This window comes from Bacillus sp. SN1, assembly GCF_002796895.1.
Lineage (GTDB): Bacteria > Bacillota > Bacilli > Bacillales > Bacillaceae > Bacillus > Bacillus inaquosorum.
This window is the reverse complement of sequence record NZ_PHIE01000003.1, coordinates 296868-320760: the sequence shown is the minus strand read 5'-3', so window position 1 is coordinate 320760 and position 23893 is coordinate 296868. Positions and strand designations below refer to the sequence as shown.

Annotated in this window: 26 protein-coding genes and 2 other annotated features; of the genes, 4 read left to right on the top strand and 22 right to left on the bottom strand. The window is 44.2% G+C overall.

Features of this window, described 5'->3' with window-relative positions:
• The first annotated feature begins 44 nt into the window (after nt 1-44).
• Together CVV77_RS13245 and CVV77_RS13240 are read left to right on the top strand one after the other, a co-directional pair.
• Nucleotides 45-1232 carry an IscS subfamily cysteine desulfurase gene (locus tag CVV77_RS13245; RefSeq protein ID WP_100275595.1) on the top strand — a complete coding sequence of 396 codons (1188 nt, stop codon included), beginning with the start codon at nt 45-47 and terminating at the stop codon, nt 1230-1232.
• Nucleotides 1192-1734 carry a transcription repressor NadR gene (locus CVV77_RS13240; protein WP_032731919.1) on the top strand — a complete coding sequence of 181 codons (543 nt, stop codon included), beginning with the start codon at nt 1192-1194 and terminating at the stop codon, nt 1732-1734. Before CVV77_RS13245 ends, CVV77_RS13240 begins: the two co-directional genes overlap by 41 nt.
• Nucleotides 1735-1758: 24 nt before the next feature.
• On the opposite strand, the gene pheA is transcribed toward CVV77_RS13240, so the two are convergent.
• The 4 genes from pheA to spo0B are packed head-to-tail and all read right to left on the bottom strand — an operon-like array spanning nt 1759 to nt 5029.
• On the bottom strand, nt 1759-2613 hold the full coding sequence (gene pheA, locus CVV77_RS13235; RefSeq protein ID WP_003237560.1) for a prephenate dehydratase: 855 nt from the start codon (nt 2611-2613) through the stop codon (nt 1759-1761).
• 16 nt (nt 2614-2629) lie between these two features.
• Nucleotides 2630-3073, bottom strand: a complete 444-nt coding sequence (gene thrR / locus CVV77_RS13230; RefSeq protein WP_003222630.1) for a transcriptional regulator ThrR — start codon at nt 3071-3073, stop codon at nt 2630-2632.
• A 57-nt stretch (nt 3074-3130) separates the two neighbouring features.
• Nucleotides 3131-4417: a GTPase ObgE gene (gene obgE, locus CVV77_RS13225; RefSeq protein WP_003237561.1), complete on the bottom strand. Its 1287-nt coding sequence runs from the start codon at nt 4415-4417 to the stop codon at nt 3131-3133.
• A 33-nt stretch (nt 4418-4450) separates the two neighbouring features.
• Nucleotides 4451-5029 carry a sporulation initiation phosphotransferase Sop0B gene (gene spo0B, locus CVV77_RS13220; protein ID WP_019259067.1) on the bottom strand — a complete coding sequence of 193 codons (579 nt, stop codon included), beginning with the start codon at nt 5027-5029 and terminating at the stop codon, nt 4451-4453.
• Between the two features lie 77 nt (nt 5030-5106).
• On the opposite strand from spo0B, the gene CVV77_RS22045 reads away from it, so the two are divergent.
• Nucleotides 5107-5229 (top strand): hypothetical protein, encoded by a 123-nt coding sequence (locus CVV77_RS22045; protein WP_003229671.1) that lies wholly within the window; start codon nt 5107-5109, stop codon nt 5227-5229.
• A gap of 120 nt (nt 5230-5349) precedes the next feature.
• On the opposite strand, the gene rpmA is transcribed toward CVV77_RS22045, so the two are convergent.
• From rpmA to valS, 16 genes are all read right to left on the bottom strand, one after another.
• Nucleotides 5350-5634, bottom strand: a complete 285-nt coding sequence (rpmA, locus tag CVV77_RS13215; RefSeq protein WP_003222623.1) for a 50S ribosomal protein L27 — start codon at nt 5632-5634, stop codon at nt 5350-5352.
• A gap of 12 nt (nt 5635-5646) precedes the next feature.
• The gene (locus CVV77_RS13210) at nt 5647-5985 is read right to left on the bottom strand and encodes a ribosomal-processing cysteine protease Prp (RefSeq protein WP_003237563.1); all 339 of its coding nucleotides are present in this window, start codon (nt 5983-5985) and stop codon (nt 5647-5649) included.
• 2 nt (nt 5986-5987) lie between these two features.
• Complete coding sequence (gene rplU / locus CVV77_RS13205; protein WP_003229668.1) at nt 5988-6296, bottom strand: 50S ribosomal protein L21; 309 nt, start codon at nt 6294-6296, stop codon at nt 5988-5990.
• Nucleotides 6297-6309: 13 nt separating this feature from the next.
• Nucleotides 6310-6385, bottom strand: a sequence feature (ribosomal protein L21 leader region).
• A 57-nt stretch (nt 6386-6442) separates the two neighbouring features.
• Entirely contained in the window at nt 6443-7309 is an 867-nt protein-coding gene (spoIVFB, locus tag CVV77_RS13200) for a stage IV sporulation intramembrane metalloprotease SpoIVFB (RefSeq protein ID WP_019259068.1), read from the bottom strand.
• Nucleotides 7302-8096: a stage IV sporulation protein SpoIVFA gene (spoIVFA, locus tag CVV77_RS13195; RefSeq protein WP_100275594.1), complete on the bottom strand. Its 795-nt coding sequence runs from the start codon at nt 8094-8096 to the stop codon at nt 7302-7304. Before spoIVFA ends, spoIVFB begins: the two co-directional genes overlap by 8 nt.
• A gap of 140 nt (nt 8097-8236) precedes the next feature.
• A complete protein-coding gene (gene minD, locus CVV77_RS13190) occupies nt 8237-9043 on the bottom strand; it encodes a septum site-determining protein MinD (RefSeq protein WP_003237566.1) in 807 nt (268 codons plus the stop codon).
• A gap of 1 nt (nt 9044) precedes the next feature.
• Nucleotides 9045-9725: a septum site-determining protein MinC gene (minC, locus tag CVV77_RS13185; RefSeq protein ID WP_100275593.1), complete on the bottom strand. Its 681-nt coding sequence runs from the start codon at nt 9723-9725 to the stop codon at nt 9045-9047.
• A gap of 52 nt (nt 9726-9777) precedes the next feature.
• The gene (gene mreD, locus CVV77_RS13180) at nt 9778-10296 is read right to left on the bottom strand and encodes a rod shape-determining protein MreD (RefSeq protein WP_060399156.1); all 519 of its coding nucleotides are present in this window, start codon (nt 10294-10296) and stop codon (nt 9778-9780) included.
• Nucleotides 10293-11165, bottom strand: coding sequence for a rod shape-determining protein MreC (gene mreC, locus CVV77_RS13175; RefSeq protein WP_003237571.1), 873 nt, complete (start codon nt 11163-11165; stop codon nt 10293-10295). Before mreC ends, mreD begins: the two co-directional genes overlap by 4 nt.
• A gap of 30 nt (nt 11166-11195) precedes the next feature.
• Nucleotides 11196-12209, bottom strand: coding sequence for a cell shape-determining protein MreB (gene mreB, locus CVV77_RS13170; RefSeq protein WP_003237574.1), 1014 nt, complete (start codon nt 12207-12209; stop codon nt 11196-11198).
• Between the two features lie 91 nt (nt 12210-12300).
• Nucleotides 12301-12996, bottom strand: a complete 696-nt coding sequence (gene radC / locus CVV77_RS13165; RefSeq protein ID WP_003237576.1) for a RadC family protein — start codon at nt 12994-12996, stop codon at nt 12301-12303.
• A 36-nt stretch (nt 12997-13032) separates the two neighbouring features.
• The gene (locus CVV77_RS13160; protein ID WP_003237578.1) at nt 13033-13602 is read right to left on the bottom strand and encodes a Maf family nucleotide pyrophosphatase; all 570 of its coding nucleotides are present in this window, start codon (nt 13600-13602) and stop codon (nt 13033-13035) included.
• Nucleotides 13603-13753: 151 nt separating this feature from the next.
• Entirely contained in the window at nt 13754-14752 is a 999-nt protein-coding gene (locus CVV77_RS13155) for an SPOR domain-containing protein (protein ID WP_100275592.1), read from the bottom strand.
• A gap of 133 nt (nt 14753-14885) precedes the next feature.
• A complete protein-coding gene (locus CVV77_RS13150) occupies nt 14886-15632 on the bottom strand; it encodes a prepilin peptidase (RefSeq protein WP_100275591.1) in 747 nt (248 codons plus the stop codon).
• A 141-nt stretch (nt 15633-15773) separates the two neighbouring features.
• Complete coding sequence (locus CVV77_RS13145) at nt 15774-17066, bottom strand: bifunctional folylpolyglutamate synthase/dihydrofolate synthase (RefSeq protein WP_019259074.1); 1293 nt, start codon at nt 17064-17066, stop codon at nt 15774-15776.
• 59 nt (nt 17067-17125) lie between these two features.
• Nucleotides 17126-19768, bottom strand: a complete 2643-nt coding sequence (valS, locus tag CVV77_RS13140) for a valine--tRNA ligase (protein WP_100275590.1) — start codon at nt 19766-19768, stop codon at nt 17126-17128.
• A gap of 58 nt (nt 19769-19826) precedes the next feature.
• Nucleotides 19827-20049: a binding site (T-box leader), on the bottom strand.
• A gap of 165 nt (nt 20050-20214) precedes the next feature.
• Between valS and CVV77_RS13135 the strand changes: the two genes are divergently transcribed.
• Nucleotides 20215-20406, top strand: coding sequence for a hypothetical protein (locus CVV77_RS13135; protein WP_003222590.1), 192 nt, complete (start codon nt 20215-20217; stop codon nt 20404-20406).
• 18 nt (nt 20407-20424) lie between these two features.
• On the opposite strand, the gene cotN is transcribed toward CVV77_RS13135, so the two are convergent.
• Together cotN and CVV77_RS22585 are read right to left on the bottom strand one after the other, a co-directional pair.
• Complete coding sequence (gene cotN, locus CVV77_RS13130; protein ID WP_019259076.1) at nt 20425-21450, bottom strand: spore coat protein CotN; 1026 nt, start codon at nt 21448-21450, stop codon at nt 20425-20427.
• 32 nt (nt 21451-21482) lie between these two features.
• A complete protein-coding gene (locus CVV77_RS22585) occupies nt 21483-23768 on the bottom strand; it encodes a LysM peptidoglycan-binding domain-containing protein (protein ID WP_100275589.1) in 2286 nt (761 codons plus the stop codon).
• Nucleotides 23769-23893: the final 125 nt, after the last annotated feature.

Sequence of the window (23893 nt, the reverse complement as noted above, 5' to 3'; positions counted from 1 at the left end):
TAAACTCAAGAGTTTTTTTGGAGAACGGATGGAGGAACGACCCGATGATTTATTTAGATTATGCAGCGACAACGCCTATTTGCGAGGCAGCCCTTAATGTATATCAGAAGCTCAGTATGGATATGTACGGTAATGCCAGCAGCCTGCATGATGCAGGAGGAAAAGCAAAGCACATACTGGAGTACTGCCGCGAGAAAATCGCTGACATCATTGGCGGAGAAGCAAGCGGCATCTATTTTACAAGCGGCGGCACTGAATCCAATTTTCTGGCTATTCAATCACTGTTAAACGGCCTGCCAAAAACAAAAAGACATTTCATTACGACTGCTATGGAGCATCAGTCTATTCATAACTGTGCTGCTTTTCTGGAACAGCATGGATTTGATGTAACAATCATTGAACCGGATGAATACGGGCTTATTACCGAGGAAATATTAGCAGCTCATATCCGCCCGGAAACAGGCCTGGTATCTATTCAGCATGCCAATTCTGAAACCGGGATCATTCAGCCCATTCAACGTCTGTCTTCATATCTGCATAATAGGGACATTCTTCTTCATTGCGACGCTGTTCAAACATTTGGGAAAATCCCTATCAGTACAGAAGAACTGGGGGTTGATGCACTCTCAATGTCCAGTCATAAAGTCCACGGTCCTAAAGGAGTTGGCGCGGTCTATATTCGGCCAGATGCCCCTTGGAAACCCGTTTACCCTCTTACCTCTCACGAACACGGATTCAGAGCCGGTACCGTGAATGTTCCCGGGATCGGAGCCTTTACTGCCGCTGCTGAGCTGATGTTAAGCGAAATGGATAAACAAATATCCCGCAATGAGACATTAAGAACATACCTATTAGACCAAATCAGCATTCGGTCTCTCCCTGTAACTCTTGCGGCAGACACTTCAAAAACGGAATGTCTTCCGCATATTGTCGGGTGTTTTTTTCACGCATTTGAAGGACAATATGTTATGTTAGAATGTAATCGGAGCAATATTTGCATATCAACGGGCAGCGCTTGTTCTGCCGGTTATCATGGTCCGTCTGCAGCGATGAAAGCATTAAGAAAAACAGACCAAGAAGCCCTGCAATTTATCCGCATCTCTTTTGGAAGGCATACAACGGAGGAACAGCTGGATAAGTTATTACATACGTTTACATCGCTTTGGGAACAAAAGAAAGGAGAACTTGATATTGACCGAAGAATTAAAGCTCATGGGCGCCAACAGGCGTGACCAGCTTCTTCTGTGGCTGAAGGAATCCACATCACCGCTGACAGGAGGAGAACTTGCAAAAAAAGCGAACGTTTCAAGACAGGTAATTGTTCAGGATATATCGCTTTTGAAAGCGAAAAATGAACCGATTATCGCCACAAGCCAAGGATATGTATACATGGATGCAGCCGCTCAGCAGCACCAGCAGGCCGAAAGAATCATAGCTTGTCTGCACGGTCCTGAACGGACAGAAGAGGAACTGCAGCTCATCGTGGACGAAGGTGTTACAGTAAAAGACGTAAAAATTGAACATCCCGTATACGGAGATTTAACTGCAGCTATCCAAGTAGGCACCCGGAAGGAAGTTAGCAATTTCATCAAAAAAATCAATTCTACGAATGCCGCCTATTTATCACAGCTGACGGACGGCGTGCATCTTCATACACTGACAGCACCGGATGAACACCGCATCGACCAAGCCTGCCAAGCACTCGAGGAAGCCGGTATTTTAATTAAAGACTAAAAAAAGCCCTTTATTGGGCTTTTTTTATAATTGGTAGGACTGATATGCACCAAGAAGCTTCACTTTGCAGCCGAGCGCTTCGAGCTCCTGCATGGCACCTGGAATCAATACCTCATCAAACGCTTTCTCAATATCAATAATAAAGAAATAATGGCCCAATCCGGTTTTAGTCGGACGTGATTCAATCTTTGACAAGTTTAAGTTTCTCCAAGAAAAAGCAGACAGCACTCTGTGCAGCGCCCCGGATTGATCATCCGGAAGCATCACCATCAGAGTCGTTTTAGGCCTTGAGCTCAATTTTGAATTCACTTCAAATGATATGTTTTCATCAGGAGACAGGATCACAAATCTCGTATGATTGTCCCTATAATCCTGTATATCTCGTTTCACGATTTTTAATTCGTATGTAGAAGCTGCCATTTCATTGGCAATGACCCCGATATTCAGCTCAGGATGGTCACTGACAAATTCTGCTGCCGCCCCAGTTGAGTTGGCGTATTCATATGGAACGGAAGGAAAATGACGATGGAGAAATTTATGGCATTGCGCAATCGCATGTGAGTGTGAATAAATTTTGTCGAGCTCTTTCCATGCACTCTCTCTGGAAGGATGGACGAGCAAGTGCTGATGAATCGGCAATGTCATTTCACCCACGATTGGCAAGGGCTGCTCATGTATTAAATAGTCTATCGTTAAATTTACTGATCCTTCTAATGCATTCTCTAAAGGAACAAAAGCGAAATCAACTTCGCCTGCAACTGCCGCATCTATACACTCCGGTATGGTGCGGTAAGCAACATGTTCGGCGCCGTTTTGAAAACAAGAACTGACTGCTAGATGTGTGAATGTAGCTGCTGGACCTAAATAACCGACTTTCATGACGATCTTCTCTCCCTTATGCACCTGAACCTAATATTTCAACCTTTTCTACAAAATCAAACTTCCTAAGCTTATTCATTAACGTATGAATGTCCTCTTCCATTGCAGACGTACTGATAGACAGTGTCACATTTGCTCTGCCTTGAAGCGGGATGGTCTGGTGAATGGAAAGGACGTTGCTTCCAGAATCAGCTACCGCCTGCAGGAGCTGAGATAGTGCACCTGATCTATCCTCCAAATGAAAGAAAAGTGTGATAATTTGTTCTTTAACCATCGTGTAGAACGGAAAAACAGCATCTCTGTATTTATAAAACGCACTTCTGCTTAAATCCACCTTTTGAACGGCATCTGCCACTGAATCTGCTTTTTTTCGATCAAGCAGCTTTTTGACTTCCAATGTTTTTCTCATCGCATCGGGCAATACATCTTCACGGACAAGATAAAATGTCTCCTCTTTCATTTGCATCCCCCCTTTAAAATAGAGAGCCTGACATCCAGGCTCTCCTCTCAGCCACCATTAATCAATAAATTCAAATTCGAATTCCAGAAGCCTGATAATATCTCCATCCTTGGCTCCGCGTTCTCTGAGCGCTTCATCAACACCCATTCCGCGCATCTGTCTTGCAAACCGTTTAACCGATTCATCACGTGAGAAATCAGTCATCTTGAATAACCGCTCAAGACTGTCTCCTGAAAGTACAAATACACCGTCCGGATCGCGTGTAATGTTAAATGGCACTTCTTCATTCTCCATCGTGTACATGACACGGTTTTGTGTAAGCTCTTCTTCGTCATACAGCGGGAATTCCGGCGTGTTCTCCAGCTGGTTGGCGACTTCAAACAGAAGCTCACGAAGGCCTTCTCTTGTCACCGCACTGACCGGGAATACCGGGTAATCATCTGTCAGCTTTTCTTTAAAGGCCTCAAGATTTTCCGCAGCCTGCGGCATGTCCATTTTATTGGCAACGATAATTTGCGGACGCTCAGTGAGACGCAAATTGTACTCGCTCAGCTCCTGGTTAATCGTGACATAATCCTCATACGGATCGCGGCCTTCTAAGCCGGACATGTCAATGACGTGAACGATAACCCGTGTCCGTTCAATATGGCGCAAGAACTGGTGGCCAAGTCCGACCCCTTGGTGTGCGCCTTCAATCAGTCCCGGCAAATCAGCCATGACAAAGCTGCGTCCGTCATCCGTTTCAACCATGCCGAGATTTGGGACAAGCGTTGTAAAGTGATAGTCCGCAATTTTCGGTTTTGCAGATGAGACAACAGACAGCAAAGTGGATTTTCCAACACTCGGGAATCCAACAAGTCCGACATCCGCAAGCACTTTTAATTCAAGAACAACGTAGCGTTCTTTTCCCGGCTCGCCGTTTTCTGAAAGCTGAGGCGCGGGATTAGCCGGTGTAGCAAAGCGGGAATTCCCTCTTCCGCCTCTTCCGCCCCTTGCAATGACAGCCTGCTGTCCATGCTCTGTTAAATCAGCGATGACCTGCTTTGTATCATCGTCTGTCACAACGGTGCCTGGCGGAACTTTAATGACCATATCATCAGCATTTCGCCCATGCTGGTTTTTGGACATGCCATGCTCCCCGCGAATCGCTTTAAAGTGTTTTTTGTATCTAAAATCCATCAGGGTGCGGAGACCTTCATCCACTTCAAAAACGACGTCTCCTCCCTTTCCTCCGTCACCGCCGGCAGGGCCGCCTTTCGGCACATATTTTTCACGGCGAAACGCAACCATCCCGTTGCCGCCGTCGCCACCTTTTACATATACTTTGACCTGATCTACAAACATAATGTCCTCCGTTCTAAACCGTTAAAAACTCCGCTAGTCCAACCCAATTTCAATCAGACATTCGTGACTTGTGATCTCAAAACGCATGATATCAACGTCCTCATATCCATTTTGCTGAATATCATCAAAAGCAGATGGATCGGCAAAGGCGCCGTGAAAATCAAGGTACAGAATCAGCTGTCTGTCAGGATGATCCGTTTGAAGCGAAACCGTTAAATGATTTTCGCTCTCTCTGCTGACTGCTTGATCAAACAGATAAAACAGCTTTCTCATCAGTTTCGCCAGCTTTTGATCATAAGCCGACAAATCCTTAATTTCTCCAAGAACTTCATATTCAAGCGTCATATAATGGGTTTTCCAATTAAATGTAAGAAAATCGAACGCCAAATGCGGTGTTTTCAGGTTTGAGAGCTTTGATTCGTGCTTTGCGTCTATAACCATTTCCTCAATCATTTCAAAGACGCGGTCATACTTCTGCAAGCTTAAGTTTCCTTTAATCAGCTGCAGCTTATTCATCCAATCATGCCGGGAATGGCCGAGCAGATGAATCAGTTCGTTTGTTAATGCCGTGTCGCTTATATTTTCTTCTTGATTTTTTGAAACATCCTTCATTTTCGCACTCCCAATCATTTAATTTCTTATTTAGGAGTCTGTATAAGTGTGTATTATGAATTATAACAGAGAAGGCTTTGTTAGAAAAACAATTGTTTTTCCCAGAAATATCATGTTCCTTTTTTCTGGCTTTGGTTGATTTGCAGCCAGGCAGAACATTTTATGTATTACTGCTTGGGGAACATATCCAGTGGGTTTGAGACGTTTATTCTCATTCTTGGCGGGGTCTGCTCGCACATACTCTGCATTTCATTCTTGGTGTTTACTCCGCATATTGCAAAAAAAACTCCAGTCATCATCGACCGGAGTTTTTTGAATCATTATTGAGCTACAGGATATACGCTCACTTTTTTGCGGTCACGGCCGAAACGTTCGAATTTAACAGTTCCGTCGATTTTCGCAAATAGAGTGTCATCTCCGCCGCGGCCCACGTTTTCACCTGGGTAAATTTTTGTTCCGCGTTGACGGTAAAGGATAGAACCGCCTGTTACGAATTGACCGTCAGCACGTTTAGCACCTAAACGTTTAGCCTCAGAGTCACGTCCGTTCTTTGTAGAACCTACTCCTTTTTTAGAAGCGAAAAACTGAAGATCTAATCTAAGCATGTAGCTCACCTCCTATATTATGTTTGTGGTCACACGCAAGTTATCTTTGTAATCCCGTTCGATTGTATCCAGCGAAACAATCATGCCTTCAATCAGCAGCTGAGCTTTTTGGCGCGCCTCTGGATCAAGAGATTCAGGGAATTCAAAGTAAAAATAACCCCCGTCCTCCCCTATATCAAGAAGCGGCTCGAAACCCGCGAGCACAATGACCGCGTTAACGGCTCCAAACACAACAGCTGTCACTCCGGCACAAACAAGATCTTGTCCATGTTCAGCAAAATTCGCATGGCCTGTCATTTCAAAAGACAATATGCCTTTATCATGAGACCTTCTGACTGTTGCCTGAATCATGCTTACGCGTTGATTTTTTCGATCGTCACTTTAGTGTAAGGCTGACGATGACCTTGTTTTTTATGAACGTTTTTCTTTGGTTTGTATCTGAAAACAGTGATTTTTTTCGCGCGGCCTTGTTTTTCAACTTTAGCCGTTACTGTTGCGCCTTCAACTGTAGGGTTGCCGACTTTCACGTTGTCTCCGCCAACAAACAAAACGTCTTCAAAAGTAACTGTTTCACCTGCTTCAGCAGCAAGTTTTTCGATGTAAACAGTTTGGCCTTCTTCAACTTTGATTTGTTTTCCGCCTGTTTTAATGATTGCGTACATTCTCTGCACCTCCTATTAGACTAAGACTCGCCAGACACCAGGGGGCTGTAAAAGCTCTTAACACCTGTACTGAGCGGTTGTAGCAATGGTGCTACATCCATAACATTAAAAAATATACCAAAATACAAGACGTTTGTCAATTGATTTTAGTAAGGCAGCAGCAGTTCCTCCATGGAGGAATTCGTCCGCTTATCGGCAAAGTAAGCGTGCAGCACTTCATTCTCGTCAAGCTGGCTGAGTTTCTGTCCTGATTTCTCTATAATAATCGGATGTTTACAGCCGCGTTTGAACTCGGCCATCACATGATAGACTTTGTCCTCTGCCTTTACAGTCAGCGGCAGCAGTTTTTCAAGCTCACGGTTTTTTCCGTAATACCTTTCAAGGAGAAATCTCACATGGATATAGTGCCTTTGCCTGTATTCCTCAAACAAAGAAACAGCCAGAAAGACAAACAAAACCCATGCGCTGATTTGCAGAGGAATCACAAATAAAACCCAACACCCGAGCAACAGGCAGAAGCAGAGCGACGTTTTTAAATTGAGCCGGTGAGCCTTTTGAAAAGGCAGCTGCTTGGAAAACAACAAAAATAACAGTTTTCCGCCGTCAAGCGGCCAGATCGGCAGCAGATTCACAAATAAAATAGAAAGGTTATAAAAGGTGAAGAGTTCAAAGGTATGCTGATGAAGCACTGAGAATTCTGCAAGCATCCAGGCAGCAAGCTGAAGCCAGATGTGCTGAAGAGGGCCGGCAATAATCACCGCAAACTCTTCCTTTAACGGCCGATTCCCGTGCTCTTCCACTTCAACCGTTCCACCAAACGGCAGCAAAAAAACACGCTTGATTCTCCAAGAAAAAAACACGGCCAGAGCAGCATGCCCCAGCTCATGGACCAGTACAATCAGGAGCAGACATAATAATGCTTTCATATGGCCTGTGAGCAGTCCCAACGCCGCGATAATCCAAAGAAAAGGGTGCACATGAATCTTCAAGATAAGGTCGAGCCATTTATTCAAATGAAATCACCTGAATCGGATCAATAAATTTATCGCCGTCTTTCATGGCAAAATAATAGACCCCTTTATTATGATCATCAAGTTTAATCGAACCGAGCTTTTTGCCTTTATCTACAAAATCATATAAAGCAACATCGACCTCTTTGAGCTCGCCATAAATACTATAGGTGTTGTCAGCATGCTGCACCTTAACTGTCAGTCCCGTCTGGCTGTCTTTGCTGACTTCAACTACATAGCCTTCCTTTATGCTATCAATTGTATCGCTGCTCGTTTCGACTTTAATCCCTTCCCCGTTGTCCTGAAAATCCTGCTGCACTTTCCCGGATGCAGGCGCGACCAGGTCTTGGCCCACTTCGACCTGCTGTTCCTTATTTTTATGTCCAGGAGCCAGAAAAGCGAGCGGATTGCCAAATTTCGTTTCAAACCAATGGCTTGCTGAGGCAAATTGAAATTCAGTTTCGAAGGTTTTGGCAACAACGGGTTTAATCTGGCTGACGGGACCAATGTTAGTTTTATAGGCTATGGCGGATACGAGAACAAGGCAGGCCGACAGAAGACATTTCAGGATAATTGAATCTGTTTTAACCAGAGGGTGTTTTCCATTAAATGTTGAAATGTTATCTTCATAGACCGGAAGAGTTCCATGCTTTTCTTGATCCGTGACCATCACCCAGGACGGGGGTTTCTGCTTCTCAGAAACTGTCTGAGTAGAGAAACGTTTCGAGCCGGAAAGCTGTTTTCTTCTTTTCTCTAATCGTTTTCTGATTTCATCTGCTCTGTGACTCATTGCCATCATCCTTTGCATTCGTTGGGTTTGTACATCATATGTCTTGTCCATGGCAAATATTCGTTACTCAAAGCAGACAAAAACAAAAAAACCTGACACAGCATTTGCTTTGTCAGATTCTTCTCTTTGATTCTATTACATTAAGATCTTACTCCGAAAAATGATTTTATCTTAGCCATCATTCCTTTGTTTTGCTCTTCAAGCACCTGCAAAGGAACAGATTCACCTAAGATGCGGCGGGCAATATTGCGGTATGCAATGGAAGCGCGGTTTTTCGGGTCCATCGCAATCGGTTCGCCGTGGTTGGAAGCTTTAATGACTTCATCATCATCAGCCACAATTCCGAGCAAATCGATCGACAAATGCTGTACGATTTCGTCGATATCCATCGTGTCACCGTTTTTCATCAGGTGATTTCTGATTCTGTTTACAACGAGCCGCGGCGATTCAATATTTTCCTCTTGCTCCAGCAGCCCTATAATACGGTCAGCATCACGAACAGCTGAGATTTCAGGCGTTGTGACCACAATCGCTTTATCTGCTCCGGAAACGGCATTTTTGTATCCTTGCTCAATTCCGGCAGGACAGTCTATGATGACATAGTCATATTCCTGTTTAAGCTCTTGGACCATATTTTTAATTTGTTCAGGAGCAACAGCTGTCTTATCGCTCGTTTGAGCAGCGGGCATTAAATAGAGCAGATCATCGAAACGTTTGTCTTTTACGAGCGCCTGATGCATTTTGCATCTGCCCTCTACAACGTCTACAAGATCGTAAATAATTCTATTTTCAAGACCCATTACAACATCAAGGTTGCGCAGCCCTATATCAGTATCTACTAAGCATACACGCTTCCCTAAAATGGCTAAGGCGGTACCGAGGTTCGCAGATGTTGTTGTTTTACCTACTCCGCCTTTTCCCGAAGTTATTACGATAGCCTCACCCAATTCACATTCCTCCCTCAAGCCTTGTTAGATCAGGTCTTAAATGAGCCAAATGTTGAAGGCGTTCAATGACCATATTTCCGTCTGTATCTAAATAAGCACATTCCATTTCGTTCCCTTTTTGAATGTGGTCTGGGGAGCGATTTAACACGTGATTGATTCTTAATTGTGTCGGCAGCATTTCAGAGGCGGCGATGACCGCTTGATTATTTCCGTTAAATCCGGCGTGCGCGATTCCTTTAAGTGAGCCCAGAACAAAAATGTTCCCTCCGGCCCTGACTGTTCCGCCGGGATTCACATCACCGATCAGGAGCAAGTCGCCTTTCACCTGCAGCACTTGGCCTGAACGGACAATTTTTGAAACAGAAATAATTTCAGCTTCCTCTTTCATACGCTGTGCTTCTTTTTTAGTAATGACTTCACTGTCAATAGAATGAACAAACAAATCTTTCTTTGACGCAATCAATTCTGTCAGCTGTTTCTCTTGCTCCTTATATAAAAAGCGATTTCCCAGCTTAACATGGACGCTGATTTTCTGGCCTTTTCCATCCGTATATTGTTCAATTGACAGCATATTCTGAAGACCATCGAGAAGCTCATCAAAAGAACACGCATCATCCAGATGCAATGTTAACCCATTCTTTGTTCCTTTTATTGTTACATATTGCTGCTTTTTGGTCTTCACAATATTCACCTCAACAACATACTCATTTCGTCAAAAAAAGATAAAATCCTTTTTACTCATCTCTCAATTCTTTCTTTAGACTCATAAAAAATAATCTAAATGGCAGAACCAGAATAAGAGCGGCTGCAATATTTAATAAAATTGTCGGTATAAACCGGTCAAGTACAAATCCGTTAAACGTCATGATGTCTTTATGAATCAAAGACTGAATGCCGAATACGTAAAATTCGAGCAGGCAGACAGCGAGAACAGCTATCAATATCACCACAAATGCGTTTGTATGCAGCACTTTAAACGCTTTTGAAGCCAAATAGCATAACCCGGCAAAACCAAACATATAAACGCCTAATAGACTTGTATAATTCATGTCATATAGAAGACCAAAAATAAAGCCGTAAATCATCGCGTGTTTTTGGTTGATGAAAGCCGACATAAATATCAGTACAAGCATCAGAAAACGCGGGACGAGCACCTGATCATCTGTAACGAACGGAAAATGCACCAGATCTGTAAAAATGCTTTCCGCAGAAAAAACAAGCATCATAACGAAAGGGAGAAGGAAACGCTTCACGATCCTTCCTCCTCTGTATCGACAGTCGGCACATCCCGGTTAACAACAATCACATTATTTAAATCGGTAAGGTCAGCCGCAGGTTTTACATAAGCAACTTTCGTTAATCCATAGGAATCTGACTCGATATCAGTCACTTCACCGATTGTCAGCCCCTCTGGGAAAACGCCGCCTGTGCCTGATGTTTCAATAAGATCGCCTTTTTTCACGTCTTGTTTATCCTTGCGCTCAATAATGGTCATCTTAAGGCGTTTTTTGTCTTTGTCATATCCTTCGATCAGGCCGTAGCCTTTGCTGCCTTTTTTTCCGGATATTTTCGTCGCGACTCTGTTATTGCGGTCAGTATCGCTTAAAAGCTGAACCGTAGACGTAAAATTGTTAAGTCCGGAACTTTTGATCTTGCCGATTAATGCGCCTTTTTCGTTTGTAACAGCCATATCCTTCGCTACATTTTGCTGAGACCCTTTGTTAATCGTGACCTGTTTCGCCCAATTATCAGGGCTTCTGGCAATAACCGTCGCTAAAATCGGCTTGTAATCTTTAATCGATTTGACATGGCCAAGCTCGTCACGCAAGGATTTGTTTTCTTCTTCAAGTTCTTGAAGCTTGGCTTCATATTGTGTCTGTCCGTCCAGTTTCTCTCTCAGACGCTCGTTTTCTTTGTATGTGTTTTTTAAATCATCAATGTTCTCAAATATCCCTGCAAAAAATTCGGCAGGCGTATGAAAAATATTTTGAAATACTCCCGTCGTATCGCCGATCACTTTCTCAGGCCAGGTGGTATTGCGGCCGCCCTTCAGCGAAAATCCAATCATAGCCACCAATATGATAATACACAGAAGTAATAGCATTAACCGTTTATTCGGCATCGTGTTACACCTCTTCTATTGAACTCCCGATTATCTAGTTTTTCCTTTGAAAAGATGGATGTGCTCCAGTGCTTTCCCTGTTCCGATCGCTACACAATCAAGCGGGTCTTCGGCGATAAGGACCGGCATTTTTGTTTCTTCGCTGATGACTTTATCCAAATTGCGAAGAAGCGCTCCGCCGCCGGTTAACACAATACCTCTGTCCATAATATCAGCTGCAAGCTCAGGCGGTGTTTTTTCAAGTGTGCTCTTCACTGCTTCAACAATTGTAGATACAGTGTCACGCAGAGCATTAGAAATTTCTTTTCCTGTAATTTCGATTGTTTTCGGCAGACCTGTCAGTAAATCGCGTCCGCGGATTTCCATATTATCGGATTCTTCAGGAGCTTCTGCAGATCCGATCTCCATTTTAATCGCTTCAGCCGTACGGTCACCGATCATCAGATTGTACGTTTTTCTGATGTAGTTGATAATCGCATCATCCATCTCATCACCGGCTACACGGATCGATTGAGACGTTACAATGCCTCCGAGGGAAATAATCGCAACCTCTGTCGTACCGCCCCCGATATCAACAACCATGCTTCCAGTCGGTTCCCAAACTGGCAGATTGGCTCCGATTGCTGCGGCAAACGGCTCCTCAATCGGATACGCGTCACGCGCTCCCGCCTGTCTTGTCGCATCGATGACAGCGCGTTCCTCAACAGCTGTAATGCCTGATGGAACACAAACCATCACATATGGTTTTCTGGCAAACATGCCTTTATTTTTTATAGCTTGATTGATGTAATATTTCATCATCGTAGCCGTTGTTTCATAATCAGCGATAACGCCGTCTTTCATCGGGCGAAGAGCTACCACGTTGCCAGGTGTCCGTCCGATCATATTTTTCGCATCATTTCCGACAGCAACAATCGACTTCGTATCCGTTTGCAAAGCGACAACTGAAGGCTCTCTGACAACAATTCCTTTTCCTTTTACAAAAACAAGCGTATTCGCAGTTCCAAGATCTATACCAAGGTCTCTTGTACCAATTCCAAACATATGTATGTATCTTCCTTTCTTAAAGCAAAAATACCCTAAAGGGAAAAACTCATAAACTCTATTATAGCTTAATTCGACGAAAAAAAAAGTGTTACAAATATCCTTTTTCCTTTAAACTCACAAATTTTTTGTCCCCGATCACCAAATGGTCAAGCAGCTCGATGCCAATCAGGTTTCCGCATTCAAACAGCCGTCTTGTCACTTCAATATCTTCCCTGCTCGGCGTCGGATCTCCAGAAGGATGATTGTGAACACAGATAAAGGAAGCGGCAGATCGTTTAAACGCTTCTTTAAACACCTCCCGAGGGTGGACAATAGATGAATTCAGGCTTCCGATAAATACGGTGCGTTTATGGATGACTTGGTTTTTTGTATTTAAGTATAAACAGACAAAATGCTCCTGGGTTAAAAAGCGCATATCCTCCATGACAAGATTTGCGCCGTCTTCCGGGGAGCGAATGACGAAATGTTCTTCGTTGGCTAATTTATGAATCCGGCTTCCAAGCTCAACTGCCGCCAGTATTTGGACCGCTTTTACCATACCGATTCCCGGAATGCTCGACAGCTCTTCAACTGACGCTTCTTTCAGCAGTCGCAGCCCGTCAAAAGAGCGCAGCAGCCGGTTTGACAGGTCCATAACAGATTCGTGTTTAGTGCCTGTCCGCAATAATATAGCCAAAAGTTCATGATTCGCTAAGTTCTCGGCTCCGACTTTCAGAAGCCGTTCTCTTGGCTTTTCTTTCGTTGGGAAATCTCTGAGTTTTAATGGCAGATCGTGTATGATCAAGCACTCCTTTTCTTTCCCTTCCCGTTTATAGAACTGTCATCCCTTCATATCAAAATGGCGAAGAGCTCTCATCGTTTTTGATATAGGAAGGCCCATGACTGAATAATAATCTCCGTCTATTTTCTTTACAAAAAGCGCGCCTCTTCCTTGGATACCGTATGCACCTGCTTTATCCATCGGCTCTTTTGTTTCAATATAAGTCCAAATCTCTTCTTCACTGAGGGGCCAAAACGTAACTTCTGTCTTATCATAAAAAGTTTCGCTGTGATTTTCGGCTTGTATGCTGACCGCAGTTATCACTGAATGACTTCGGCCTGAAAGCCTCCGCAGCATAGAAGCGGCTTCTTCTTGATCTTGCGGTTTGCCGAGACATTCGCCGTCCAGGCATACCATTGTATCAGCGCCGATAACGATTGCATGCGGATGGAGATCAGCTACAGCCTTAGCTTTTTGTTTTGCCAACCATTGGACGTTTTCTTCAGGTGAAAAGTTTCGATTTAATTTTTCCTCTACTTCACTGACAATAATGGAGTAGGGCAGCTGGAGAAGATCGAGGAGTTCTTTTCTGCGCGGAGATTGTGATGCAAGTATTAGCGGCTTTGTCATGTTTGTCATCCTTTCAGGGTTTGCTTAAGAAAAAAAGATACTCGTTTATCCTACCAAATCACGAGGCTTGTCACAATTTCAGAAAAATAACTTTTTCATGACAAAATAAAAAAAGCCTGTCACTAAAGGACGAAGGCTCAGGCATTTTTTCTTATTTAATGACGGCTAACAGCTCCTGCTGAGCCTTCCACCCGGCTTCAGCACTTGGGTCCTCTAATTCCTTTAATGCCTGCAAAATCGCTTTTTTCTCTCCTCCTTCAGACGCTTCTGTTTTACCAAGCGACTTTTCTATTTTCTCTACACTCGCTTTTGTAATGTCTTCACCAAGAATCGCCTTTGCTGCAAGCTCCGCTGTTTCCTTGAACGAATCTGTCATATCTGACTCTATTGATAAGGAAAGCTCCTTGCCTCCCCAAGCTTCAAAATCGCTGTCGATCAAAAGCTGTCCTAACTGCTGTGACACTTCCTTATCACCGGCTAAGCCTGCAATGACGTACGTATACCCGTCATCCTTTGACAGTGACACTGCGGAGTAGCCTTTTGCGGTCAGTTGTTCAGTTAACGTTTCGGCACCCTTTTCATTTGAGAATTTTCCGGCTTGTACAGCGTACGTTTTATATGTACCTTCAGTTTGTGCCGCTTGTTTTTCTGCGCCTGAGCTTTGTTTTTCAGCAGATGTATCTCCGGCTTTTGCTGTTTGGCTTCCTAGAGAATCATCTAATGAGGCCGGTGCCGACGCTTCTTTATTGCCCGAGATGTTTAACGCGAATAACCCTAATCCAGTGCCTATGACGGCCGCAAAGGCAATCGTCGCCGCCACTTTTTTTACCGGCTTGGCCGCCCCGGCCTTTCCTTTTGAATACAGCTTTGTTTTTTTCTTTTGATAGGACGGAACGACTTTTGGATCCTCTTTAAACACCTTGTCCTCCTCGGAATCCCAGTTAAATTCATCTTCATTAGGATGTTCATGGGATGCCGCAACCTCTTGCTCTGCCTTTCTCTTTTCCTCCCAATTTGAAAATGTCATGCTTTTTTCCGTCTCAGTCTCAGACGTCTCCTGTTCGTAAACCGTCTCTTCTTTTCCATTAATCGTCACCTTGAGGGCTTTTTCTGCGGCTTTACTGTTTTTTTTATTCTTTCTTTTTTTCAATTCCGCTTCCTCCCTTCATTTGCTTGACCGTTCTTGTCGGCTTTTCATGCTACACACTTTAGCACAGGCGAAAAAAAAAAGAACAAGACTTTTGTCGTCTTGTCCAAAAAACGTTCGTCAAATTTTTCAGCAGTCAGCCCAATGCCATTTTGATATAAAAAGAAATGATAGAGTCACCGTATAAATAAGCTAAAATGCTCCCTGCAGCAATGGCAGGGGCAAAGGGAAGCGGCTGTCTTTTGGCGAGTCTTCCAGTCAGGACAGCTACCGCTCCATACAAAGCACCTATCAAAACAGAAAAGAAAAAGGCAGCTGTCAGCATTTTTACACCAAGTACAAAGCCAATCACCGCAAATAATTTAATATCTCCTCCCCCTATTCCCCCATGGGTGATTGCGGCAATTAAGGCCAGGAATAGAAATCCGGCGGCCGCACCTAACAGGCCGGCATACCAGGAATCAAGCGGAGAAATCAATCTTGCAGCGGCCAAAACGGGAACAAAGAAAATTAATATCCGATTTGGTATCAGCATAAAATGAATATCTGTCACTGCAACGATGATGAGAAGAGAGATAAACACGAGAGCGGGAAACAGTTCCGGAGACGGGCCAAAGTGTATTCCTGCTGTCGCAAATAAACACGCTGTCACAAGCTCTGCCACAGGATACATAAAAGAAATTCTGTGCCCACAGCTTTTACATTTGCCTTTTTGGAAAAGGAATGACAGGATGGGGATTAATTCTGCCGGGGTTAATGTCCGCCGGCAAAATGAGCATGCCGAACGGGGCGTGATAATGGATATATGTAAGGGGATACGGCACCCGGCCGTATAATAAAATGAACCAAGGATAAGCCCGAGGATAAAGAGAATGGGAAGCATAGACAACACACCTTTACTCACTGTAGATTCTGGTATGGATTGTAGCAGAGTGAGCGGCCTGAACTCTAATCGGGAATATTCAATTTTACACATAAAAAACCCCGGCAGAATCTCATTTTCGATACTGCCGGGTGGATGCCTTTATTGCAATCTTTTGCGGATTTCAGAAATAAAATAAAGCGATCCGGTAATGAGCACAATTTCATTTGAGCCCTTTTTGCTTTCTATGAATTCAATCACATTGTCCGGGTCCTCATTCCAGCTTTTATTGCTGATTTCACTTGCATCATAGAGATCTTTTGCAAGAGAAGCACGCGGGAAATCAAAAGAAGCAAAATGGACCGCATGCGCTATGGTTTCCAATCTCTTAATCATATTGTGATACGGTTTGTCCTTTAACGCGCTAAATACCACAGAAATGCGGGAGTCAGGGAAACGCTGCTTCATCGTTTCCACCAGCTTTTCAACGCCTTCTTCGTTATGCGCACCGTCTAAGTATACGGGCGGATGTTCTTGAACAAGCTCTAACCGTCCCGGCCAAGCAGCCTTTACCAGCCCGCTTCTTAGCGCTTCATCACTGATATGGGCAATATCCTCCCTATTGAGCCACTCCGCAGCCAAAATGGACAAAGCCGCATTTTGTCTTTGATGGGTGCCGATCAGAGATGTTCGAACATCTTCATAACACTTCTCGCCCGTTTTGAATGAAAACTGTTCTCCGGCAGGCAGAGCCTCTTCATTGAAAATAACACATGTATCATGTAATGACTGGAACGGCGCAGCATGTCGTTCAGCTTCATGACGAATGACCTGTAGGGCTTCCGGCTGAGTAACAGCTGTAACGATAGGAATACCTTCTTTAATAATTCCGGCCTTTTCCCCAGCAATTTCTTCAATAGTATTTCCCAAAATGTTCATATGGTCGTGTCCAATGCTTGTGATCATAGTTAAAAGCGGTTCAACCACATTGGTAGAGTCGAATCTACCGCCCAAACCTGTTTCAAAAATAACAAAGTCGACCTTATGAAACTCAGCAAAATATAAAAATGCACAAGCCGTCATAATTTCAAATTCTGTCGGCTGGCCGTAGTCCGTTTGATCTAATGCTTTAACGTGCGGTTTAATCTGATTGACGAGTGTTGTCCATTCCTCATCTGAAATCGGTGTCCCGTTTACGCTGATCCGTTCATTAAACGTAATGATATAAGGTGACGTAAACGTTCCAACCGAATATCCGGCTTCTTGCAGCATAGAACGGATAAAAGCGACAGTTGATCCTTTGCCGTTTGTTCCTGCTACGTGGAACGCGCGGATTTTTTTTTCAGGATGGCCTAACCGCGCCATCAGCTGCTTCATTCGGCCGAGTCCGGGCTTCACTCCGAATTTCAGCCGCCCGTGAATCCAGCTGCGCGCTTCTTCATATGCAGTAAACAATGATAATCCCCTCTTTTATAAGACAAGGCGGTTTCTATAGAAACCGCCCCGGCTTTTCATTAGCCCTTCAGCTCAGCCATTCGTTTTTGAACAGCGTCACGCTTTGCCACATAATCTTTTTCTTTTTCACGTTCTTCATCAATTACGTGCGCAGGCGCTTTTTTCATAAATCCTTCATTTCCAAGTTTCTTTTGGACACGCTCGACTTCTTTCGTCAGCTTATCGAATTCTTTTTGCAGACGGGCAATTTCTTCATCAATATTAATTAAGCCTTCTAGCGGAAGAATAACCTCTGCTCCTGAGACAACAGCCGTCATCGCTTTATCAACAGCTTCGATATCAGTGCCGATTTTAAGTACGCTCGGATTCGTAAAGCGTTCAACGTATGAACGGTTCGCCTCGAGGCGGGCTGCTATTTCGTCTGTGCTTGTTTTAATATACAGTTCAACCTGCTTGCTCATTGGCGTATTGACTTCACTCCGGATATTACGTACAGAACGGATCAGCTCAACGAGAAGCTTCATGTCAGCTGCCGCTTCAGTATCAGTATGTTCCGGCACTACAACAGGCCATTGACTTACTGTAATCGATTCCCCTTGGTGAGGAAGGTGCTGCCAAATTTCTTCCGTTAAGAATGGCATAAACGGATGGAGGAGGCGCATCGTTTGATCCAGTACGTAAGCAAGGATAGAACGGGTTGTTTTCTTAGCCGCTTCGTCCTCTCCGTAAAGCGGAAGCTTCGCCATTTCAATATACCAATCACAGAAATCGTCCCAAATAAAGTTATATAAATGGCGCCCGACTTCACCAAATTCATATCGATCAGCAAGCTGGGTCACATGCTCGATCGTTTCATTTAATCGCGTTAAAATCCACTTGTCAGCTACTGATTTTTCGCCTGACAGATCAAGCTCATCGTACGTCATGCCATCCATGTTCATTAATGCAAAACGGGAGGCATTCCAAATTTTATTGGCAAAATTCCAAGTCGATTCCACTTTTTCATAGCTGAAGCGCAGATCCTGGCCAGGAGAGCTTCCAGTTGCAAGGAAATAACGTAAAGAATCGGCTCCGTACTTGTCAATGACATCCATCGGATCGACACCGTTGCCAAGAGATTTACTCATTTTCCGACCTTGCTCGTCACGGATTAAGCCATGAATTAAAACATCTTTGAACGGGCGCTCTTCTGTAAATTCAATCGCTTGGAAAATCATGCGAGACACCCAGAAGAAAATGATGTCGTACCCTGTAACGAGAACATCTGTCGGATAGTAGTGTTTAAAGTCTTCAGCCGTTACATCAGGCCAGCCCATAGTGGAGAAAGGCCAGAGCGCAGAACTGAACCATGTATCCAGTACATCTGTATCCTGTTCCCAATTTTCGCTGTTCTCAGGCGCTTCAAGGCCAACATATAACTCGCCTGTTTCTTTATGATACCAAGCAGGAATGCGGTGGCCCCACCACAGCTGACGGGAAATACACCAGTCGCGGATGTTTTCCATCCAGTGTAAATACGTTTTTTCGAAACGGTCAGGCACAAAGTTAACTTTTTCTTCTTTCTTTTGCAGCTCAATCGCTGCATCAGCAAGCGGCTGCATGCGCACAAACCATTGTGTTGAAAGATAAGGCTCCACAACAGCCCCGCTTCGTTCACTATGGCCGACAGAGTGCATATGATCTTCGATTTTGAAGAGAACTCCCGCCTCCTGTAAATCTTTCACGAGCTTTTTGCGGCATTCAAAACGATCCATACCTTGATATTGCAGGGCATTTTCATTCATCGTTCCGTCTTCATTCATGACAAGAATTCTTTCTAAATTGTGGCGGTTTCCAAGCTCGAAGTCGTTCGGATCATGAGCAGGCGTAATTTTCACTGCACCTGAACCAAATTCCATATCTACATAGTCATCACCGACAATCGGAATTTCACGATTTGTAATCGGCAGGATTACCGTTTTTCCGATAAGGTGCTTATAGCGCTCATCTTCAGGGTGAACGGCAACAGCTGTATCACCGAGCATCGTTTCAGGACGTGTCGTCGCAATTTCAATCGAGCCTGAACCGTCTGTGAGCGGATAGCTCATATGATAGAACGCGCCCTGAACATCTTTGTAAATAACCTCAATGTCGGATAGAGCTGTTTTTGTTGCAGGGTCCCAGTTAATAATATATTCGCCTCTGTAGATCAGGCCTTTTTCATAAAGCTTAACGAAAACTTCGCGAACTGCTTTGCTTAAGCCTTCATCCAGCGTAAAGCGTTCACGGGAATAATCAAGGCCAAGCCCTAATTTGGCCCACTGGCTGCGAATAAAGTCAGCGTACTCTTCCTTCCACTTCCATGTTTCTTCGAGGAATTTCTCGCGCCCCAAATCGTAGCGGGATTTGCCTTCCTCACGAAGTTTCGCTTCCACTTTAGCCTGTGTCGCGATGCCGGCGTGGTCCATACCCGGAAGCCACAGCACATCATAGCCCTGCATGCGTTTCATTCTTGTTACAATGTCTTGCAGCGTTGTGTCCCACGCGTGTCCAAGATGAAGTCTTCCTGTTACGTTTGGCGGCGGAATGACAACAGCATATGGCTCTTTTGTCTGGTCACTGCCCGCTTCAAAAAATTTGCCTTTTAGCCAAAAATCATATCGGTCTTTTTCAACCGCTGCCGGATTGTATTTCGTCGGCATTGTTTGTTCATTCGTTTCCATCATAACCCTCCAGCATGTTAAAAATGGCTGAGAACGAAAAAAGAGCTTTTCATCCCTATAAAAGGACGAAAAGCTCTTTCGCGGTACCACCTTTTTTCATGAACTCTATCAGTTCATGCACTTATAACGGATAACGGGTGTTTCCCGAATTTCTCTACTCTTCTTTCAAGAAATTATGCTCCCGGGCGACCTTCCAATCAGACAACATAAGAAGCCTTTCAGCAAACGGCTTCTCTCTCTGCATGCGCCTTTTTTGTACTCTTCCCGTTCTAAGCAGGTGTATTTATCAGCTCATTATATACATTATTTATGTTCTTTATTATAGTAAAAGTGTTTTTGATTCGTCAATCATCTTTTCCAAAAACACCGCTTTCTATACAAATGGGCAGGCACCTATTGCCCAAGTTTACATATGATGCTTGTAAATGCGTAGAGGAGGATGCACCGTGAAGAAACGATTCAGCTCTTATTCACTGCCGCCGTGGGTCAGGCAAATTCGGCTTGTATCCGCGCAAGTGATTATCCCCATTACAATTTTTCAAGGGATCAGAACCATTTTCTTTCCGACTACCTTTGATGTTTTGCTGCTCGCAATCCTAATCTTTTTAGCTTGCGCCCTTCATTTAGAATGGATATAAACAAACAAGTCCGCGCCATTAAGACGTGGACTCGTTTTCAGCCTGAAATTTTTTCTCTTGTTCAATCTGATGAATTTTCATCACAAACGGCTCTATATTTTTCATTTGCCAGTAAGCCTTTAATAAATGCGCACATTCATCTTTTTCATGCTGTCTTTTCCCGGTTTGATAACGGTTCAGCACCTTGTACATGGCTGCCGGATATGCCATATAGCTGAGAAAAAGACTGACCTCGGCTTCTCGCAAAGGGAATGATTTCGTGTATGCATAAAACCATTCGACGCATTCCGGACAAGCTTTCGGAAAGCCTCTGAACATTTTTGTATAAAAGCCGAGCAAGTCGTTTTGCGGCGGGCCGGCAGACGCTCTTTCGAAGTTTGTGAAATACCCGGTCCCGGCGTCATTATACAGAAAATGGTGTATAGATAGGCTGCCGTGGTTCATCACAACCCTTGAGATGCCCTTTTCTTTTGCCGACTCATACCAGTCCTCCAACCGCTCCAGTGCAAAGTTCACCGCGGAAATGGTTTCTGAAAAATAGGTTACGGCTTGGAGTTCAAAAGGGGAAAGGTACCATTCCTTCTCCGCTCTGTCCACAAACTGTTCATAGAAAATTTTATCATTTTCCCACTTTTTTTTCGTTTGTCCGTAATAACGTTCAATATCATCACGGCTGACCTTCATTTCCTGCGCAGTTCTCTCGTGAAGACGGGCTGCTTCTCTAAATAAATAAGCATGTTTCTGATCCCGTTCTTCCTCTTGGTCAAATTGGAGCCAAGGCATTAAATAATAGGAATCTCCTGATTGTACGCCCGCTGAGAAAAACTCACCGCTATTTGTTCTGTAAACGGGAACAAATGAACGAAAACCTTTTTCCTCAATCGCCACCATATGATCTGTAAACTGTTTGCTGCGAACCGATTTCAATTTTTTCAGGGCGAATACGCCGTAGTCTGTATACACTTTCCATACAAGAGGACTGACAGGCTCAATAAATTGAGCAGTCAGTCCGTATTCCTGAAGAACCGATTGGGTTTCTTCCATTCCATTCACCACATTTTCCGATCGCTTACGGCTTACGCATGGCTGTTGTTATATTGAGGAATATAAAGAATCTGGCCTGCTTTCAATTCATCATCCAAGGCTAAAGAATTCATCCTGATCAGCTGCTGGGAGGTGATTTCATACCGTTCGCATAAACGTTCGATCGTGTCTTCCTGCTGAACAATGCATATTTTCATTCTCGAAAACTCATCCTCTTCTCTCGTAAAGAGTTTTGTTAAATAAAGAGAATTATTACTTTCTTTTGTTTGAGATTCCTTCGTTTCAGCAGCAGGAGTAACCCTAGGAACAGCATCCGCTTCCTTCCTTTCAGTCTCAGAGGTTTCAGGCAGCTGGAAGGATTGAAAAGGTGTTTCTTCCTCAGGCTCTTCAGCCGGAGGTATTTTTCTCACTTCAATTTCAAAGCTTTCTTCCTCTTGTTCTTCCTCCTCCAATAGTTTAGGCGCTGAATAAAAAGAATCCCCATCTTCTTGTTCGGGCAGGAAGGTGCGGTATGCCGGTGCAAGCTCTTCTTCTTGAGTTGCCTCCTCCGAGCTTGCTTTTTGATTAGTAGGATGATGTGAATCGGCTTCGGCATTCTCCACATATGCAGCTGATGCTGGTTTCCTCTCTCTACTTTCCTCTATAGAGAGAACCTCCTCAGTCACAGTCTCCGAAGCTTCATCCGCTTCTTGACGGAGTGCGGGCTCAGCCTGCTCCGGTTGATCTGTTTCTTTCTCTTCTTGACGAAGTACAGGCTCAGCGTGTTTCGGTTGATCTGCTTTTTTCTCTTCTTGACGAAGTGCAGGCTCAGCCTGTTCCGGTTGATCTGCTTCTTTCTCTTCTTGACGAAGTGCGGGCTCAGCCTGTTCCGGTTGATCTGCTTCTTTCTTTTCTTGACGAAGTACAGGCTCAGCCTGTTTCGGTTGATCTGCTTTTTTCTCTTCTTGACGAAGTGCAGGCTCAGCCTGTTCCGGTTGATCTGCTTCTTTCTCTTCTTGGCGAAGTGCGGGCTCAGCCTGTTCCGATTGATCTGCTTCTTGACGAAGTACAGGCTCAGCCTGTTTCGATCGATCTGCTTCTTTCTCTTCTTGGCGAAGTGCGGGCTCAGCCTGTTCCGATTGATCTGCTTCTTGACGAAGTACAGGCTCAGCCTGTTTCGATCGATCTGCTTCTTTCTCTTCTTGGCGAAGTACGGGCTCAGCCTGTTCCGATTGATCTGCTTCTTGACGAAGTACGGGCTCAGCCTGCTCCGGTTGATCTGCTTCTTGACGAAGTGCGGACTCAGCCTGTTCCGATTGATCTGCTTCTTCATTTTGAGCCTCTTGACGCAACGCATATTCAAGAATAGAGGACACTGGTGTTTCTGCTTTTTCCTCTTCAATTGCAGTCTCTTCTTGTAGCTCAGCTTCCAAAGCAGGCGATTCTTCTGCTCCAGAACCTTCACGAAGCTCTGCCTCTGCTGGAGAGTCCGCGTCTATCCGAACATCTGCTAATGCAGCTGCTGGCTCTGGCGTTTCTTTTTCTGCTTTAACGATCTCTTGAATTTCTATTTCTGATGCATTAGGTTCTGGTTCAGCTTCTTCTGTTTCCGATTCTTCACGAGACTCCGCTTCCGGCACTACAAGCTCTGCTGGCTCGGCTTCTTCTTTCACACCTTCTCGCGCCTCTGGTTCTGAAGCAACTGATTCCGGAGGCGCAGATTCTGCTTTTTCTGTTTCCAACTCTTCACGAAGCCCGGTTTTCGAGACAAAAAGTTCTGGCGGTTCATCCTGCATAATTGCTTCCTCTGCCGGATCTGCATCCGTTTTTAATACACTGTGTATCGGCGGCTCAGAAAGCTCTTCCTCTCTAAATGCCGCAGGAGCTTCATATAGAGGAATCTCCGGCTCTTTATCTGCCGTATCATCCAAAAGCCCTTCGATCGCTAAATCAGCCTGAATCGTTAAAATACGCGAATCCGTTAATTGATAGTCAAATGCGTCAATAAAGACGAAGACATCCTGTAAATGGCTCACTTTATTTTTCGGAATGGTAATATCCACAGGAAAACAGTGAGTCAGTTCCGCACTTCCATCCTCTCTCTTTCTGACTTCTTCAACAAACCGCTTATCTGTATAAAACTCTTCAGTATGTTTGTTTTGATCTATGTTGTACTCACCTGTAAGTTCAAGCGATCCTCTGATTGATACATAATCATTTACTTCCTGAACCCTAATATCAGGATCTAATGAAATAGAAAGCAGTTCAGAAACTTCCTGTCCTTTTTGGAAACAGATCGATTCTTCTACAGAAAATTGCAATCGATGATTTTGCGGCAAGTTCATATCCTCCTTTCATCTAATCCTTAAAATTAGATGTCACTAAAGGTGTATGTATGAACTGGGGAAAATATGAGTGGGAGAGCACAGAAAAAACCGGTACAAGGATGTCCTTGATACCGGTT

Excerpts from the sequence above, each read along its gene's own strand:
- CVV77_RS13245 (WP_100275595.1), top strand. The coding sequence starts at position 45 with ATGATTTATTTAGATTATGCAGCGACAACGCCTATTTGCGAGGCAGCC.
- pheA (WP_003237560.1), bottom strand. The coding sequence starts at position 2,613 with ATGAAAGTCGGTTATTTAGGTCCAGCAGCTACATTCACACATCTAGCA.
- thrR (WP_003222630.1), bottom strand. The coding sequence starts at position 3,073 with ATGAAAGAGGAGACATTTTATCTTGTCCGTGAAGATGTATTGCCCGAT.
- obgE (WP_003237561.1), bottom strand. The coding sequence starts at position 4,417 with ATGTTTGTAGATCAGGTCAAAGTATATGTAAAAGGTGGCGACGGCGGC.
- spo0B (WP_019259067.1), bottom strand. The coding sequence starts at position 5,029 with ATGAAGGATGTTTCAAAAAATCAAGAAGAAAATATAAGCGACACGGCA.
- rpmA (WP_003222623.1), bottom strand. The coding sequence starts at position 5,634 with ATGCTTAGATTAGATCTTCAGTTTTTCGCTTCTAAAAAAGGAGTAGGT.
- CVV77_RS13210 (WP_003237563.1), bottom strand. The coding sequence starts at position 5,985 with ATGATTCAGGCAACAGTCAGAAGGTCTCATGATAAAGGCATATTGTCT.
- rplU (WP_003229668.1), bottom strand. The coding sequence starts at position 6,296 with ATGTACGCAATCATTAAAACAGGCGGAAAACAAATCAAAGTTGAAGAA.
- spoIVFA (WP_100275594.1), bottom strand. The coding sequence starts at position 8,096 with ATGAGTCACAGAGCAGATGAAATCAGAAAACGATTAGAGAAAAGAAGA.
- mreC (WP_003237571.1), bottom strand. The coding sequence starts at position 11,165 with ATGCCGAATAAACGGTTAATGCTATTACTTCTGTGTATTATCATATTG.
- mreB (WP_003237574.1), bottom strand. The coding sequence starts at position 12,209 with ATGTTTGGAATTGGTACAAGAGACCTTGGTATAGATCTTGGAACTGCG.
- CVV77_RS13160 (WP_003237578.1), bottom strand. The coding sequence starts at position 13,602 with ATGACAAAGCCGCTAATACTTGCATCACAATCTCCGCGCAGAAAAGAA.
- CVV77_RS13150 (WP_100275591.1), bottom strand. The coding sequence starts at position 15,632 with ATGCTTCCCATTCTCTTTATCCTCGGGCTTATCCTTGGTTCATTTTAT.
- valS (WP_100275590.1), bottom strand. The coding sequence starts at position 19,768 with ATGGAAACGAATGAACAAACAATGCCGACGAAATACAATCCGGCAGCG.
- cotN (WP_019259076.1), bottom strand. The coding sequence starts at position 21,450 with ATGGAAGAAACCCAATCGGTTCTTCAGGAATACGGACTGACTGCTCAA.